Genomic DNA, 14,622 nt, shown 5'->3' on the forward strand with positions numbered 1-14,622 from the left:
GGTGAGCGACACCACGTCGAGGCAGAGGCCTCCGAAGAACGACGAAGGCCGGATGCCTCTCGCGGAGCACCTCCGGGAGCTGCGGTACCGGCTGATCGTCTGCGTACTCGCCGTGCTCGTGACCACGGTCATCGGCTGGCTGGTGCACGACTGGGCGATCAACGAGCTGGTCACGCCGGCCTGTCACATCACCGGGGTGCACGGCTACGGCGAGAAGACCGCGGCGTGTCCCAACGGCCTGCTGGTGAACAACGGCGTGCTCTCCCCGCTGACCTTCACCTTCAAGATCGCCATGATGATCGGCTTCATCCTGGCCGCGCCGGTGTGGTCGTACCAGCTGTGGGCGTTCGTCGCGCCCGGGCTGTACAAGAAGGAGAAGAAGTACGGTCTGGGCTTCGTGGCCGCCGCCGTTCCCCTCTTCGTGGGCGGCGCCTACCTGGCCTACACGATCTTCCCCAAGGCCCTGAGCATCCTGGCGAGCTTCAACCCCGCCAACTTCTCGCTGGCCTTCTCCGGCGCCGAGTTCCTGGACTTCTTCATCCGGATGGTGCTGGTCTTCGGGCTCTCCTTCGAGATCCCGCTGCTGCTGGTGATGCTGAACTTCATCGGCGTGGTGAGCGCCGCCCGGCTGCGCGGCTGGTGGCGCGGCGCGGTCTTCGGGATCTTCGTCTTCTCCGCCATCGCCGTGCCGACCGGCGACCCGGTCACCATGACCGTCCTCGCCGTGCCGATCTGCCTGCTCTACTTCGCCGCCTGCGGCGTGGCCACCCTGCACGACAAGGCCAGGGCCAAGCGCGACGCCGAGAACCCGGACCACCAGCTCGACGACGACGAGGCCTCCTCGATCGACCTGCGGCCCTCTGCCCTCGGCGCGGACGACCTGCCGATCCCGGAGCCGGTCAACGCGACCGAGCTGGCCGGCGGCGAGCCGATGATCTACCACCCGGACGACGTCACCTGAGACGTTTCATCACCTGGTAAACAATCTTGAGGTGGACTGTCGGTCCGGACGGGTACGCTCCTAGGCGAGATGACTGACCAGAACCTGTCCTCAGCTGACGAGAACCTCAGCCCCTCCGAGCGCTACGCCGCCGCGCGGCTCCGCGCCAAGGAGGAGGCAAGCGCGCTGCACGCCTTCCGGCAGCTGTACGACTTCCCCCTGGACGAGTTCCAGGTGGAGGCCTGTCAGGCCCTGGAGGGCGGCGAGGGTGTGCTGGTGGCCGCCCCGACCGGCTCCGGCAAGACCATCGTCGGCGAGTTCGCCGTGCACCTGGCGCTGAACCAGGGCCGCAAGTGCTTCTACACGACACCCATCAAGGCGCTGTCGAACCAGAAGTACCAGGACCTGGTCAAGCGCTACGGGCCCGACCGGGTCGGGCTGCTGACCGGTGACAACACCATCAACAGCGAGGCACCCGTCGTCGTCATGACGACGGAGGTGCTGCGCAACATGCTCTACGCGAGCTCCTCCACGCTCACCGGCCTCGGGTACGTGGTCATGGACGAGGTGCACTACCTCGCCGACCGCTTCCGCGGCGCCGTGTGGGAGGAGGTGATCATCCACCTGCCCGAGTCGGTCACCCTGGTCTCGCTCTCCGCCACCGTCTCCAACGCCGAGGAGTTCGGCGACTGGCTGGACACCGTGCGCGGCGGCACCAAGGTCATCGTCTCCGAGCACCGCCCGGTGCCGCTGTGGCAGCACGTGCTGGCCGGGAACCGGATGTACGACCTGTTCACCTCCCGTGTCGCCGAGGAGCGCGCGTCCGGGCGCAAGCGCGAGGGTGGCGCCGGGCGCGGCGGCGAGGCCGACGTCAACCCGGAGCTGGTGCGGCTCGCCCGCGCCGAGCTGGACCGTCGCGGGGCCGGGCGCGGCCGCTTCGACAACCGCGGCCGGGGTCGCTCGATGCCGAACGGCCGCCCGGGCCGGGCCTGGACGCCGAGCCGCGTCGAGGTGATCGACCGCCTGGACGCCGAGGGTCTGCTGCCCGCGATCACCTTCATCTTCAGCCGGGCCGGCTGCGAGGCCGCCGTCCAGCAGTGCCTGCACGCCGGCCTGCGGCTCAACAACGACGCCGAGCGGGCCGAGGTCCGCACCCTGGTGGAGTCCCGGACGGTGAACATCCCGCCCGAGGACCTGCACGTGCTCGGCTACTTCGAGTGGCTGGACGCGCTGGAGCGCGGCATCGCCGCCCACCACGCGGGCATGCTGCCGACCTTCAAGGAGGTCGTCGAGGAGCTGTTCCAGCGCGGCCTGTGCAAGGCCGTCTTCGCGACGGAGACCCTCGCGCTGGGCATCAACATGCCGGCCCGCTCCGTGGTGATGGAGAAGCTCGTCAAGTGGAACGGGGAGACCCACGCCGACGTCACGCCGGGTGAGTACACCCAGCTGACCGGCCGGGCCGGGCGCCGCGGCATCGACGTCGAGGGCCACGCCGTGGTGCTGTGGCAGTCGAACCTGGACCCGTCCGCCCTCGCGGGTCTGGCGGGCACGCGTACCTATCCGCTGCGCTCCTCGTTCAAGCCGTCCTACAACATGGCCGTCAACCTCGTCTCCCAGTTCGGCCGGCACACCGCCCGCGAGCTGCTGGAGACCTCCTTCGCGCAGTTCCAGGCGGACCGCTCCGTCGTCGGTATCGCGCGGCAGGTGCAGCGCAACGAGGAGGGCCTGGCCGGCTACCGCGAGGCGGTCACCTGCCACCTGGGCGACTTCGACGCGTACATGGGCCTGCGCCGGGCCCTGAAGGACCGCGAGCAGTCGCTGGCCCGCGAGGGCCAGGCGCAGCGCCGGGCCAGCGCGTCCGACTCGCTGGAGAAGCTGCGCCCCGGCGACATCATCCACGTGCCGAGCGGCCGGTTCGCCGGGCTCGCGCTGGTGCTGGACCCGGGTCTGCCGCCGGTCTCCCGGCACGGCACCCGCGGCTACGGCAACGGCCGCGGCCACGACTACCAGGACGGGCCGCGCCCGGTCGTGCTGACCGCCGAGCGGCAGGTCAAGCGCCTCGCGATGATCGACTTCCCGGTGCCCGTCGAGCCGATCGAGCGCCTGCGGATCCCCAAGTCCTTCAACCCGCGCAGCCCGCAGTCCCGGCGGGATCTTGCCTCGGCGCTGCGCCAGAAGGCCGGGCACATCGATCCGGAGCGTACGCGCCGGGGTCGCGCGGCGGCGGCGGACGATCCCGAGATCGCCCGGCTGCGGGCCGAGCTGCGGGCACACCCCTGCCACGGCTGCGACGAGCGTGAGGACCACGCCCGCTGGGGCGAGCGCTACGACCGGCTCAAGCGCGACACCGAGCAGCTCGAGCGCCGGATGCGCTCGCGCACCCACACCATCGCCCGCACCTTCGACCGGGTCTGCGCCCTGCTCGCCGACCTGGACTACCTGGAGGGCGACTCGGTCACCGAGCACGGCAAGCGCCTGGGCCGCCTCTACGGCGACCTGGACCTGCTGGCCTCGGAGTGCCTGCGCGAGGGCGTCTGGGAGGGGCTGAGCCCCGCCGAGCTCGCGGCCTGCGCCTCGGCACTGGTCTTCGAGTCGCGCGGCGACGACGACCCGAGCGCGGTCAAGCTGCCGGAGGGCAAGGCCCGTCCGGCGCTTGACACGATGCGGCAGATCTGGGGCCACCTGGACGCCCTGGAGGAGCAGCACAAGCTCTCCACCATGGAGGGCTGGGTGCGGCGCGAGCCCGATCTCGGCTTCGCCTTCACGGCCTTCCGCTGGGCCTCGGGCGACTCGCTCGACAAGGTGCTGCGCGAGGCCGACCTGCCGGCCGGCGACTTCGTGCGCTGGACGCGCCAGCTGATCGACGTGCTGGGCCAGATCCAGAACGCGGCCCCGGCCGACGGCGAGGTGCGCGCGGCCGCGCGCAAGGCCGTCGACGCGGTCCGGCGCGGCATCATCGCCTACTCGTCGGTGGGGTGAGCCGGCGGTGGCACGGCGGGGACGTTCGGCCTGGGGTGCGTGGGCGGTCGTCGCGCTGGCGGGCGTGCTCGTCTGGGCGGTGATGCACGGTCACGACGGCGGCGCCTCGGCCGACGCGACGGCCTCGCCGTCCGCGTCGGGCGCGCACGCCGTCGCCGGCCACCCGTCACCGAGCGCCTCCGCGTCGGGCAGCTGGTACACGGGCAGCTACGACCCGTCCCAGTTCGCCGCCCAGGTGCGGGCCCGGGCGCACGAGGCGGGGGTGGATCCGCAGCTGGTGATGGCCGTGCTCTACAACGAGGACTACAAGCCGCACGACCCGGCCTTCGAGCGGTCCTGGCTGAAGCTGAAGCCGACCGCCTCCCTCGGCGTCGCCAACATGCACGAGGCCACCTTCGACCAGGTGAAGCAGGGTCGTCCGTTCGCCTCCCGCTCCTGGCTGGAGCTGCCCGACGACCCGGACCTGGCGATCCGCGCCGAGGCCTGGTACCTGCACGACCTCGCCGCGCAGCTCCCGGCGCACCATGTCCCGGCACTGACCACGGACGAGCTGCTGGCCCTCGGCTACAACACCGGCCCCGGCAACATGCGCGCCTTCGCGCGCGGTGTCGCGCTCGGGCCGCAGGCGCAGCAGTACCTCGACACGACGCGCTCCAACTGGGAGAAGGCCGGGAAGGCTATCGCGATATAGCGTATTGACACGCGCTATACCCGTGCTCATATACTCGTCTACGAGTAAGGAGGTGGCGCGATGGCGAAGCGCAAGCTGAGCAACCCGCTGGCACTGGCGGTGCTCTCCATGTGCGCCGAGACGCCGCGTCACCCGTACGAGATGGCCCAGGTGCTCCGCCAGCGTGGCAAGCAGGCAAGCATCAAGATCAATTTTGGGTCGCTCTACACCGTGGTCCAGAACCTGGAGAAGCACGGCTTCATCGAGGCCGCAGGCACCGAGCGGGACGGCCGCAGGCCCGAGCGCACGGTCTACGGCATCACCGAGGCCGGCCGCGCCGAGCTGCACGACTGGCTTTCGGAGCTGCTCAGCGTCCCGGTCAAGGAGTATCCGCAGTTCGAGGCGGGCCTCTCGCTGGCGGGCTCGCTCCCGCCGGACGAGGTCGAGGCGCTGTTGCGCAAGCGGCTCGCCACGCTGGATGACGGCGTGTCAGTGGCGGCTGCCACCCTGGAGGAGTGCCGGGCCGTGCTGCCCGACGTCTTCCTGGTGGAGGCCGAGTACGCGCTGGCCATGCAGCGGGCCGAGGCCGAGTGGCTGCGCGGACTGCTGCGGCGGATGGAGACCAACACCCTGAGCGGGCTGGACGGCTGGCGTGCCTACCACGCCACCGGCGCGCCGCCGCAGGAGTGGACGGACCTGGAGGAGCGCGCGAGCCGTCTTTCGCGCCCCGACTGACGCGAGCCGTCTTTCGAGCCCCGACTGACTCACGACACAACAGAAAGGGCCCCCGCCCGGTGCGGCAACACCGAACGGGGGCCGGAACCTCGCGACCGGCCTGCGGCAACAGGTGATTCGGTGCATACGAGGAACACGCATCCCCATCGTAGCTCCGGATCCCCCGTCGTAGATCGGCATCGCCGTCACGACCGGAGGAATCCCGTCATGAACACCGAAACCCGGAGGGCGTCGCTCGGCGCCGTCCCCGACCGGGCCGAGGGCGCAGCCGCCGTGCACGCCGTCGACCTGGTCAAGACCTACCACCCCAAGGGTCGTGGCAAGGCGCGGCCGGAGGGCGTGCGCGCGCTGGACGGGCTCAGCATCAGCGTCGAGCCCGGCATCGTCTTCGGCCTGCTCGGCCCGAACGGCGCCGGCAAGTCCACCACCGTCAAGATCCTCACCACCCTCGCCGCCGCCGACTCCGGCAGCGCCACGGTGGCCGGCTACGACGTCCGGCGCGAGCCGGACCGGGTGCGCCGCGCCATCGGCGTCGTCGCCCAGAAGTCCGGGGCCGATCCTGTCGCCACGGGCCGGGACAACCTCGTTCTCCAGGGCCGCCTCTACGGCATGCGCGGCACCGAACTGACCTGCCGGGTCGACGCGCTGCTGGAGCGGTTCGACCTCGCCGACGCCGCCGGGCGGCAGGTCAAGACGTACTCCGGCGGCATGCTGCGCCGCCTCGACGTCGCCATCGGGCTGGTCCACCGTCCGCAGGTGCTCTTCCTCGACGAGCCGACCACCGGCCTGGACCCGGAGGCCCGTACCGCGATGTGGGAGGAGATCGAGCGCCTGGCCGGGGCCGACGGCCTGACCATCCTGCTCACCACCCACTACCTGGAGGAGGCGGACAAGCTCGCCACCCGCCTCGCCATCGTCGACCGCGGTCGCGTGGTGGTCCAGGGCACGCCCGACGAGCTCAAGGGCGAGCTGCGCGGCGACGCGATCGCCGTCGAGCTGGCCACCCCCGTCGCCGACGAACTGCCCGTCATCGGCGCCATCGGCTCCGTCGAGGGCGTTCGCGACATCACCCTGGCCGGCCGCCGGGTCTCCGCCCGCGCGGAGAACGGTGCCGCCGCCGTCCCCGCCGTGCTCTCGGCGCTCGACCGGATCGGCCTCGCCGTCGCCGCTGTCACCGTCGCCCGGCCCTCGCTGGACGACGTCTACCTCCGCTACGCCGGCCGCAGCTTCTCCTCCGCGGAGAGCACCCTGGAAGGAGCGGGTCGATGAGCACCACCGTCGTCAGCGACACCTGGTTCATGACGCAGCGCCAGTTCATGGCGTTCCTGCGGCAGCCCGCCTACCTGATCATCACCCTGATCCAGCCGGTGATCTGGCTGTTCCTGTTCGGGGCGCTGTTCCGCAAGGTCGTGGAGATTCCCGGCTTCGGCTCCGGCTCCTACCTCGACTACCTGGTCCCCGGCGTCATCGTGATGAGCGCCGTCTCCTCCAACATGTGGGCCGGCATGGGCACCCTGGAGGAGATCGAACGCGGCACGCTGAACCGCTTCCTGATCACGCCGGTGCGCCGCAGCGCGCTGATGAACGCCAACGTGGTCATGCAGGCGCTGACCACGGCGTTCCAGTCCGTGATCATCGTGCTGCTGGGGTGGCTCGGCGGAGCCCACTACCCGGGAGGGGCGGCGGGGCTGGTCATCCTCGTCGTCGCCTCGTCCGTGCTCGGGACGATCTTCGGGGCCTTCTCGAACGCGCTCGGCATGCTGGTCCGTGAGCGGGAGTCGATCATCGGGATCAACACCTTCCTGTTGCTCCCGCTGACCTTCCTCTCCTCGGCGTTCATGGCGACGACCCTGATGCCGCACTGGATGCAGGTCGTGGCCCGGTTCAACCCGGTCAACTGGGCGCTGGAGGCCGGGCGCGCGGCGATGGCCGCCTCGCCCGACTGGTGGTCGGTGTTCAGCCACGGCAGCTGGCTGGTGCTGCTGTCCGCGGCGGCGGTCTGGCTCTCGATGCGGACCTTCCGCAGTTACCAGAAGTCGGTCTGACCTCACGTTCGACCGGTTGGGGCGGCAGAATCGGGGATGTGTCCGACACCCGTTCTGCCGCCCGTGCCCGCTATCACCACGGCGACCTCGCCAACGCACTCGCCCGCGAGGCGGTCGCCCTCGCCCGGGAGGGCGGCCCCGAGGCCGTCGTCCTGCGCGAGGCCGCCCGCCGCGCGGGCGTCTCGGCGGCGGCCGCCTACCGGCACTTCTCCTCCCACGAGGAGCTGCTGCGGGTCGCGAAGGAACGCGGGCACGAACTCCTCGCGGACGCCTTGGAGGAGGCGATCCCGGCTGACGCCGACCCGCGCGAGCGCCTGCGCGCCCTCGGCGCCGCCTACGTCGGCTTCGCCGTGGCGGAGCCGGGGCTGTTCCGCACCGCCTTCTGCCACGGCGTGCGTGAACTCGCCGTCGACGAGCGGGAGCTGGGGGAGTACCGGGCCTTCCGCATCGTCGCCGGAGCCCTGGACGCGCTGCTCGCGGCGGGCCTCATGCCCGCCGAACGCCGCCCCGGCGCCGAGTTCCCCTCCTGGGCGGCCCTCCACGGCCTCGCCCTGCTCACCATCGACGGCCCCCTGGCCGTCTGCGACGCCGCGACCCGCGCGGCGATGCTGGACGCGACGCTGGACCTGGTCGAGCGCGGCCTGACCAGCTGAGACCCTGACGCCGAACCCCTGACGCCGAACCCTGGCGCCTGTCGGTGGCCGCCGCTAGGGTGCGGCGGTGATCTTCAAGAAGCGGACGAAGGACTCCGGCTTGGCGGCGGCCGTCGCCGAGCTGGAGCAGGGCGTCGCGGAGCGCGACCCCCAGCGGACCGAGCGCGCCTTCGGCGCCACCATGCAGCCCTGCGGACCGGACCGAAGGGGGAGGGGGCCGAGTTCGGCGCGCGCCTCGCCGCCCTGCTCCCGGCCTTCCCGCCGGTCGGCCCCCGGCCGATGCTGGCGATGATGGCCGGCTTCTGCGTCGAACAGGGCGCCGACCCGGCGGCCTGCGCCGAGCCGATCCTGACGGCCGTGCGCGAGACGCTCACCGACGCACTGGAGTTCGCCCGCCGCTGGCGGGCCGCCGACGCCGACGCGGAGCTGCCGGAGCCCGACGAGCAGGCCGTCGACGACGCGATGCTCAGCCGCCTCGGCGGCGAGCACTACGAGGCGCTGCGCCTGGCCCTGGCGTGGTGCTCGCTCGACCAGTGGCAGCCGCCCGCGCTCGCGGTGCTGTGCCGCAGCGTGCCGGTCCGCCGGGCGGCGGCCGGCACCGCCGAGCTGACCGCACTGGTCCGCGCGGTCGCCGAGCTGGGCGCGCACGACCTCAAGTGCCTCGCCTACGCCCTGGAGGTCCTGGACGACGAGCCGTTGGTCGTGCTGCACCGCCCGTCGGGTACCGGGTTCGAGTTGCGCATCGGGGGCATCGGCGACAACTTCCAGTTGCACACCCTGCTGGCCCACGCCCTGATCGGTGGCGGCCACCTGCCAGGCCAGGCCCCGGACGCCCGGATCGTCGCCCTGTCCCTCGACGCGCCCTTCGCCCCCGACGCGGACCTCGGCGGCCTGCACGCCGAGGGACCGTTCAACCTGGTCGCCCCCGATGGCAGCTGGATCTGGAACGAGGGCAACCCGGCCGACATCCCGGTCGTGGACGGCCGCCGCCTGCTCGTCCTCGACCCGCTGCCGTACCGGCGCGGCTGGAACGCTGGCCGGTTCTTCCCGATGATGACGGCCTCGATCGCTGTGACCCGTGTGCTGCCGCCGGAGGAGACGCAGGCGTGGTTCGGGCACGTGGCGCCGCCCAAGGGCTTCGGCGCGGCGGCCACTCAGGCCCAGTCGTCCTCGTAGTCCTTCGGCTGCCCGACCCACCCGGCCGCCAGGACCAGCCGGGAGGTGCGGTGTACGGCGAGGAACCCGTGCGGGCGGTCGATGGTGAGCTCGACCTGCTTGACCCGGTAGGTCGGGCGCGGCACGAAGGCGCCGCCGACACTCAAGGCGATCGAGGTCACTGCCGCCGCCTCGAAGCCCTTCGCGGTGAACTTCGTCGTCGCCGACTGCCGGGCGGAGCCGACGGCGAGCGGTCGGCTCACGCTGATCCCGGAGAAGTGGCCGCGTGCGGCATCCCTGGCACTGGTCAGCCCGAAGACGGCGTGGTCGGCGAGCAGGTTGTGCTCGCAGGCCAGGTCGAACGGCACGACCGTGGTGGTGAGCTCGGGATCGCGGTCGAAGCTGCGGCCGTGGCGCACCGAAAGCCCCGGGCCGGGTTCGCCGAGTGGCAGCAGGTGCGCGCCGGTGCGCAGGCGCGGGTGGGCCAGCGCGTCGAGGCCGGCGGCCAGCACCGTGGCGGGTGCGGTGTGCTCCTCGCCGAGGAGCAGGTGGACGTCGATGCCGCCACGGCCGAGCACCCGCAGTTCGGTGACGGCGGCGTCGGCCGTCTCCAACAGCGCGGCGCGGTCCAGCACGCTGGTGCTACGGACGAGCGCTGCGATGTCCCGGCCCGCCCACGGGCCGTGCTCGACGACGTGCGCGGTCTCCCAGAACGGCTGCAGCCAGCGGCTCCTGGCGAGCAGGCCGCTCGCCAGGACCAGCATGGTGTCCTCGTCCACCTGGACCGGCAGCTCCGGGATCCGCCCGTCCGTAGCGTCCTTCGCCCACGTGTCCAGACGCGGCTTGTCGACGGCCGGGTCGCCGCTGATCGCGCCGTGGACGCCCTCCGGCAGCCCGAGCGCCCAACCCGGCTCCAGCTCCAGCGCTTCCCGCGTCCACAGCCCCAACGCGGCGCAGACGCCGGGCATACGCCGCAGCGCGGCCATCAACTCCCGCGCCCCGCCCATCGCCCCGGCGGCCGGCAGCCCGACGGCCTCCTCCAGTTCCGCCCGCGCGCCCCCGTCCGCGCCCGCGGCGAGCGCCGCGAGCAACGGCCAGACGCCGACGGGGGAGAAGACGGTGTCCCGGGTCACCGCGTCGGCGGGCAGCAGGGCCTGTGCCCACCGCGCCGTCAGGGCGCTGACCGCCCGAACCACTCCCGCCGACGCCATGCCGATACCTGCCCGTCTCTCGTCGTGCGATGAGCGGAGAGTCTGTCGGCCGACTGCGGGCACGGCAACCGAATTCACTACGCTGTCCGTCCATGACCGAGACCCTGCACCAGGCCTGGACCCGCTTCGCCTCATGTCTGGTCAGGCAGGCGCCGGCTTCCTACACGGCACTGCGCCCGCCCGCGTCGGCGGAGCGCCTCGCGGCGCTGGAGGCGGCGCTGGGCTTCGCGCTCCACCCCGAGCTGCGGGGCCTGCTGGAGCTGCACGAGGGAGCGTCGCGCACGTCTGTTGGCTTCCTGCCGCTGTCGCACCGCCTCTGCGCGGCGGTCGAGATCGCCGAGATCAACGCCATGTTCGCCGACTACGAGCAGGAGAACCGCGACGCGGGCGTCTGGGAGGACGAGGACGCCGTGATGGGGCACCCGCACCAGTGGGTCCCCTTCGCGCACTCCATCGACGGCGGGCTCGCCTTCGTCGACCACCGGCCGGGCCCCGGATACGGGATGGTGCACGAGTTCGGCATGGGCTTAGGCGATTGCGAGACCACGGTCTGGGCGTCGGGCCTCACAGAGCTCTTCGCCGCACTGGCCGATTCCGTCCGCAGCGCAGAGCCGTTCGGCGTCTTCCGGCCCGCACCGGGGGAGACCCCGGCGGGTGAGCGGGTCCTGAGCTGGGACGTGCGTCGCTGAGGCGCCTCGCGCCTCAGGCCCGCTGCCGCACCAGCAGGGCGTACGTCAGCACCCCGGCAACGGCGAACGACGCCGCCACGACGGCCATCGGCAGGGCGGTGCCGCTGCCGCCGAGGCCGACGAGGGGGGCGGCGAGGCCGCCCGCGCCGTACTGGAGGAGGCCGACGAGCGCGCTGGCCGCGCCGCGGCGGCCGGCGTGGCCGTCCATGGCGCGGGCGGTGCCGTTGGGCCCGATCAGGCCGATGCTGGAGACCAGGACGAAGAGCCCCGCCAGCACGCCCGGCAGGCCCCAGCCGAAGTGCACGGAGGCCAGCAGTCCGAGCCCGCCCGCCGCGCTGAGGGCGAGGCCCGCGCGCAGCAGGGTCTCGACCGTGAAGCGGCGCAGCAGCACGGTGTTGAGCTGGCCGAGGGCCACGATGCCGAGCGCGTTGGCGCCGAAGACGAGCGAGAAGGTCTGCGCGCTCAGGCCGTAGACGCTCTGCAGCACGAACGACGAGCCGGAGATGTAGGCGAACATCGCCGCCAGCGCGAAGCCGCCGGAGAGCGCGTAGCCGACGAAGGCCCGGTCGCGCAGCAGCGTGCCCATGGTGCGCAGGGTGTCGCCGAGACCGCCCGCGCGGCGTTCCGTCGGCGGCAGGGTCTCGCGCAGCCCCAGGGTGGCCGCCGCCGTCAGCGCGCAGCCGATCACCGAGAGGGCCACGAAGACGCCGCGCCAGTCGGTGATCCGCAGCAGTTGTCCGCCGAAGAGCGGAGCGAGGATCGGTGCGCTGCCGTTGACCAGCATCAGCAGCGAGAAGAACCGCGCCGCCGCGACGCCCTGGTACAGGTCGGAGACGACGGCCCGGGAGATGACGATCCCGGCGCCGCCCGCCAGCCCCTGCACCATCCGCAGCCCGGTCAGCGCGGTGACGGACGGGGCCAGCGCGCACAGGACCGAGGCCGCGGCGTAGGCGGCGAGCCCGATCAGCAGCGGGCGGCGGCGTCCCCACCGGTCCGCGAGGGGTCCGGCCAGCAACTGGCCGAGCGAGAGGCCTATCAGACAGCTCGTCAGGGTCAACTGCGCGGCGGAGTCCGAGGTGTGGAAGTCGGCAGCGAGCTGCGGCAGGCCCGGGAGGTACATGTCCAGGCTGAGCGGTCCGAAGGCGGAGAGCGCGCCGAGGATCAGCACCAGGCGGAGGGAGCCCTGCCGGTCCGTACCGCCGGTGGCGGTCTCGGAGGCGTGCTCCAGGCGGGTGGAGTCCACGGTGGTCGGCTCCTCGGGGGTGGGTTGTTCGGGGCGGGGCACCCACACAATACCTTCCCGGGAAGGTAGTAGCTCTCACTGTCCGCCCGGTGAGAGTAAGTAACGAATTAATAACGAGTCTGGGCCAAACAGTAGGCTCCGCTTCATGTCCCTGCCACCTTGGACCGGGATCCGCGTCATCTGCGGGCCCGATAGTCCCCAGGTCGAACTCTCTCGCTCCGGAGGACCCAGTGGCGCCTGTCACCCGCCGTACTTTCCTCGGATCCGCCGCCGCCCTCGGCGCGGCTCTGGGTCTGGAAGCCCTGCCCGGTACCACGTCGCGCGCCGCCGCGGCCACCACGGGCACGATCACGGACGTCAAGCACGTCGTCGTGCTGATGCAGGAGAACCGCAGCTTCGACCACTACTTCGGCACCCTCAAGGGCGTGCGCGGCTTCGCCGACAAGGCCACCGTGCAGCTCTCGGGCGGCTACAACGTCTTCAACCAGCCCAACGGCAGCGGCCGCCAGTACCCGTGGCAGATGAGCACCACCGCCCCGGCCTCCGGCCAGACCTCCGAGCAGATCGCCCAGTGCGACGGCTCGCTCGACCACTCCTGGTCCACGCAGCACAAGGCGTGGAACAACGGCAAGATGGACTCCTGGGTCTCGGCCAAGGGCACCGTCCGCACCATGGGCTACCTCAGCCGCTCGGACATCCCCTTCCACTACGCCCTCGCGGACAACTACACGATCTGCGACGCCTACCACTGCTCGATCCTGTCGGCGACCGGCCCCAACCGCACCTACCTGTGGTCGGGCTGGATCGACCCGGCCGGCACCGCCGGCGGCGCCGCCTACGACGGCGGCTCCGAGTCCGGCCTGCACTGGACGACCTACGCCGAGGCGCTCCAGAACGCGGGCGTGAGCTGGAAGGTCTACCAGAACGCCAACGACAACTTCGGCGACAACGCCCTGGCCTACTTCACCCAGTTCACCGGTGCCTCGACCTCGAGCCCGCTCTACCAGAACGGCATGGGGTCCGTCCCCTCGACTGGCTCGACGCCGGACGACATCGCCAACGCGATCAAGGCGGATGCCGCCAACGGCACTCTGCCGCAGGTCAGCTGGGTCGTCGCCAACCAGGCCTTCTCGGAGCACCCCGACGGCCCGCCGAGCGACGGCGCGCACTTCGTCAACCTCGTCGTCCAGGCGCTCGCTGCCACCCCGGACGTCTTCGACTCGACCGTGCTGTTCCTCAACTACGACGAGAACGACGGCTTCTTCGACCACGTCCCGCCGCCGGCCGCCCCCTCGGGCACGGCCGCCGAGTTCTACTCCGGCACCAACATCGGCCTCGGCTTCCGCGTCCCGATGATCATCGTCTCGCCGTGGACCCGCGGCGGCTGGGTCGACTCCCAGGTCTACGACCACACCTCCGTGCTCCGCTTCCTGGAGACCTGGACCGCGGCGCTGGGCACCCCGGCCACCTGCTCGAACATCTCCGCCTGGCGCCGCCAGGTCTGCGGCGACCTCACCGGCGCCTTCGACTTCACCAACCCCGTCTACGGCGCGCCGAGCCTGCCCGCGACGAGCACGGTCTTCGGCCAGGCCAACTGCGACCCGCTGCCCAACCCCAGCCCGACCACCAACGCGCTGCCCACCCAGGAGTCCGGCACCCGTCCGGCCCGCGCGCTGCCGTACCAGCCGAACGCGTGGGTCGACCACATCGAGTTCGACTCGGGCGGCAAGACGCTGGTCTGGATCCGGATGGCGAACCAGGGTGCGCAGGCCACCGCCTACGCGCACTACTCCATCTACGCCAACGCCTACCGCACCGGCGGGCCCTGGCAGTACACCGTCGCCCCCTACGCAGGCGGCACCGACGGCACCACGATCGACTACTTCAACGTCGGCACCAACTACGGCAGCGGGAAGTACGACTTCACCTGCGTCGGCCCCAACCGCTTCCTGCGCCGCTTCACCGGCAGCACCACGGCCGCTGGCAAGACCTGCGAGGCGACCACGACCTACGCCGCCGCGCCCGACACGGGCAAGGAGGCGCTCTGGGTGCACCTGGCCAACACCGGCACCAGCGCGGTCACCTTCACCATCACGTCGAACAACTACCGCACCGACGGCCCGTGGACGTACTCGGTCGCGGCCGGGGCCACGACCTCGGACTACTTCAACGCGGTCGCCAACCAGAACGGCTGGTACGACTTCACGGTCACCGTCAGCTCCGACTCCTCCTGGAGCCGCCGGGTCACCGGTCACATCGAGACCGGCGCCGCCAGCGTCAGCGGCTGACCCCGTCCTGCTGA

At 71.8% G+C, this 14,622-nt stretch carries 13 protein-coding genes; 10 read left to right on the forward strand and 3 right to left on the reverse strand.

Going from position 1 to position 14,622, the window contains the following annotated elements:
- Positions 1 to 52 precede the first annotated feature (52 nt).
- From tatC to ABH931_RS23955, 7 genes are all read left to right on the forward strand, one after another.
- Positions 53 to 961, forward strand: coding sequence for a twin-arginine translocase subunit TatC (gene tatC / locus ABH931_RS23925; protein ID WP_370116754.1), 909 nt, complete (start codon positions 53 to 55; stop codon positions 959 to 961).
- A 69-nt stretch (positions 962 to 1,030) separates the two neighbouring features.
- Entirely contained in the window at positions 1,031 to 3,919 is a 2,889-nt protein-coding gene (locus tag ABH931_RS23930) for a DEAD/DEAH box helicase (protein WP_370116757.1), read from the forward strand.
- A gap of 7 nt (positions 3,920 to 3,926) precedes the next feature.
- Positions 3,927 to 4,610 (forward strand): lytic transglycosylase domain-containing protein, encoded by a 684-nt coding sequence (locus ABH931_RS23935; RefSeq protein WP_370116760.1) that lies wholly within the window; start codon positions 3,927 to 3,929, stop codon positions 4,608 to 4,610.
- A gap of 60 nt (positions 4,611 to 4,670) precedes the next feature.
- Positions 4,671 to 5,324, forward strand: a complete 654-nt coding sequence (locus ABH931_RS23940) for a PadR family transcriptional regulator (RefSeq protein ID WP_370116763.1) — start codon at positions 4,671 to 4,673, stop codon at positions 5,322 to 5,324.
- Between the two features lie 207 nt (positions 5,325 to 5,531).
- Positions 5,532 to 6,593: an ATP-binding cassette domain-containing protein gene (locus ABH931_RS23945; protein WP_370116766.1), complete on the forward strand. Its 1,062-nt coding sequence runs from the start codon at positions 5,532 to 5,534 to the stop codon at positions 6,591 to 6,593.
- On the forward strand, positions 6,590 to 7,369 hold the full coding sequence (locus ABH931_RS23950; RefSeq protein ID WP_370116769.1) for an ABC transporter permease: 780 nt from the start codon (positions 6,590 to 6,592) through the stop codon (positions 7,367 to 7,369). The genes ABH931_RS23945 and ABH931_RS23950 overlap by 4 nt, the downstream gene beginning before the upstream one ends.
- 38 nt (positions 7,370 to 7,407) lie before the next feature.
- Entirely contained in the window at positions 7,408 to 8,022 is a 615-nt protein-coding gene (locus tag ABH931_RS23955; protein WP_370116772.1) for a TetR/AcrR family transcriptional regulator, read from the forward strand.
- A gap of 54 nt (positions 8,023 to 8,076) precedes the next feature.
- Here ABH931_RS23955 and ABH931_RS23960 read toward each other — a convergent pair whose 3' ends face one another.
- Positions 8,077 to 8,205, reverse strand: a complete 129-nt coding sequence (locus ABH931_RS23960) for a hypothetical protein (protein ID WP_370116776.1) — start codon at positions 8,203 to 8,205, stop codon at positions 8,077 to 8,079.
- A 96-nt stretch (positions 8,206 to 8,301) separates the two neighbouring features.
- Here ABH931_RS23960 and ABH931_RS23965 point away from each other — a divergent pair, with 96 nt between their 5' ends.
- Positions 8,302 to 9,198, forward strand: coding sequence for a hypothetical protein (locus ABH931_RS23965; protein ID WP_370116779.1), 897 nt, complete (start codon positions 8,302 to 8,304; stop codon positions 9,196 to 9,198).
- Here the strand turns inward: ABH931_RS23965 and ABH931_RS23970 are convergent.
- The gene (locus tag ABH931_RS23970; protein ID WP_370116782.1) at positions 9,177 to 10,388 is read right to left on the reverse strand and encodes a serpin family protein; all 1,212 of its coding nucleotides are present in this window, start codon (positions 10,386 to 10,388) and stop codon (positions 9,177 to 9,179) included. The genes ABH931_RS23965 and ABH931_RS23970 overlap by 22 nt on opposite strands.
- Before the next feature lie 92 nt (positions 10,389 to 10,480).
- Between ABH931_RS23970 and ABH931_RS23975 the strand changes: the two genes are divergently transcribed.
- Entirely contained in the window at positions 10,481 to 11,077 is a 597-nt protein-coding gene (locus ABH931_RS23975; protein ID WP_370116785.1) for an SMI1/KNR4 family protein, read from the forward strand.
- A gap of 13 nt (positions 11,078 to 11,090) precedes the next feature.
- Here the strand turns inward: ABH931_RS23975 and ABH931_RS23980 are convergent, their stop codons facing one another.
- The gene (locus ABH931_RS23980; RefSeq protein WP_370116788.1) at positions 11,091 to 12,362 is read right to left on the reverse strand and encodes a multidrug effflux MFS transporter; all 1,272 of its coding nucleotides are present in this window, start codon (positions 12,360 to 12,362) and stop codon (positions 11,091 to 11,093) included.
- A gap of 188 nt (positions 12,363 to 12,550) precedes the next feature.
- On the opposite strand from ABH931_RS23980, the gene ABH931_RS23985 reads away from it, so the two are divergent.
- A complete protein-coding gene (locus tag ABH931_RS23985) occupies positions 12,551 to 14,608 on the forward strand; it encodes a phosphocholine-specific phospholipase C (protein ID WP_370116790.1) in 2,058 nt (685 codons plus the stop codon).
- Positions 14,609 to 14,622: the final 14 nt, after the last annotated feature.

It is taken from the genome of Streptacidiphilus sp. MAP12-33 (assembly GCF_041261265.1).
GTDB lineage: Bacteria > Actinomycetota > Actinomycetes > Streptomycetales > Streptomycetaceae > Streptacidiphilus.

Excerpts from the sequence above, each read along its gene's own strand:
- ABH931_RS23930 (WP_370116757.1), top strand. The coding sequence starts at position 1,031 with ATGACTGACCAGAACCTGTCCTCAGCTGACGAGAACCTCAGCCCCTCC.
- ABH931_RS23945 (WP_370116766.1), top strand. The coding sequence starts at position 5,532 with ATGAACACCGAAACCCGGAGGGCGTCGCTCGGCGCCGTCCCCGACCGG.
- ABH931_RS23970 (WP_370116782.1), bottom strand. The coding sequence starts at position 10,388 with ATGGCGTCGGCGGGAGTGGTTCGGGCGGTCAGCGCCCTGACGGCGCGG.
- ABH931_RS23950 (WP_370116769.1), top strand. The coding sequence starts at position 6,590 with ATGAGCACCACCGTCGTCAGCGACACCTGGTTCATGACGCAGCGCCAG.
- ABH931_RS23960 (WP_370116776.1), bottom strand. The coding sequence starts at position 8,205 with ATGGTGGCGCCGAAGGCGCGCTCGGTCCGCTGGGGGTCGCGCTCCGCG.
- ABH931_RS23940 (WP_370116763.1), top strand. The coding sequence starts at position 4,671 with ATGGCGAAGCGCAAGCTGAGCAACCCGCTGGCACTGGCGGTGCTCTCC.
- tatC (WP_370116754.1), top strand. The coding sequence starts at position 53 with ATGCCTCTCGCGGAGCACCTCCGGGAGCTGCGGTACCGGCTGATCGTC.
- ABH931_RS23975 (WP_370116785.1), top strand. The coding sequence starts at position 10,481 with ATGACCGAGACCCTGCACCAGGCCTGGACCCGCTTCGCCTCATGTCTG.
- ABH931_RS23965 (WP_370116779.1), top strand. The coding sequence starts at position 8,302 with ATGCTGGCGATGATGGCCGGCTTCTGCGTCGAACAGGGCGCCGACCCG.